The organism is Pseudomonas sp. 43(2021), from assembly GCF_017490805.1.
Classification (GTDB): domain Bacteria; phylum Pseudomonadota; class Gammaproteobacteria; order Pseudomonadales; family Pseudomonadaceae; genus Aquipseudomonas.
The window spans coordinates 1-624 of sequence record NZ_JAFGYJ010000160.1 but is presented as its reverse complement, the minus strand read 5'-3'; the positions used below and the strand labels follow the sequence as shown (position 1 = coordinate 624).

Below are 624 nucleotides of genomic sequence, written 5' to 3'. Positions count from 1 at the left end.
CCTTTACCCGTCGGATAAATCGTCTCGAGCATGTGGTCGAAAAACACGAAAGGCCCGACGTTGCGGCATTTGGCTGACGGCAGCGGGCGCAGAATCGGCTGGCCTTCGACGTCTTCGGCGCGCGGGCGGATGATCAGGAGTGGCGTGTCCATGGTGCATTCCAGGCTGAGCGGGTGATGCCAGAAGCATAACCCGCCGCTGGCATCAGGAGGATTATTGGCTGTCGAAGCCTTGCGGTGCGTGCGTTTCGATGCTGACTTCGCTGGTGGTCATCAATTTGTGAATCGGGCAGCGATCGGCCACACGCAGCAGTTCCTCGCGCTGGGCGTCGGTCAGTACGCCTTTAAGGGTGAGGGTGACATGCAGGGCGTATTTGCCTTTCTGTTCCTGGCTGTTGTCGCGCTTTACCTCGACTCCCACGCCGGTCAGCGGGATGTCTTTTTTCTTCGCATACATTTTCACGGTCAGCGCTTTGCAGGCGCCCAGCGCAGCGTCGAAGTAATCGTGTGGCTCTGGCGCGGTGCCTTCACCCCCGGAGGTTTTCGGTACATCGGCAAACAATTCATGGTCGTCGATCTGGACGGTGTGACGAAAACCTTCAGCGGAGACGGTATTGACGGTAAC

1 protein-coding gene and 1 pseudogene are annotated in these 624 nt (G+C 58.5%); both read right to left on the bottom strand.

Translation table 11 applies throughout. The annotated features are described in order from the left end of the window. A pseudogene (locus tag J5M71_RS26525) lies at positions 1-152 on the bottom strand (pirin family protein); the annotation flags it as partial. A gap of 61 nt (positions 153-213) precedes the next feature. Beyond that, a partial coding sequence (locus J5M71_RS26520) for an OsmC family protein (RefSeq protein ID WP_207838443.1) occupies positions 214-624 on the bottom strand: 411 nt, incomplete at its 5' end.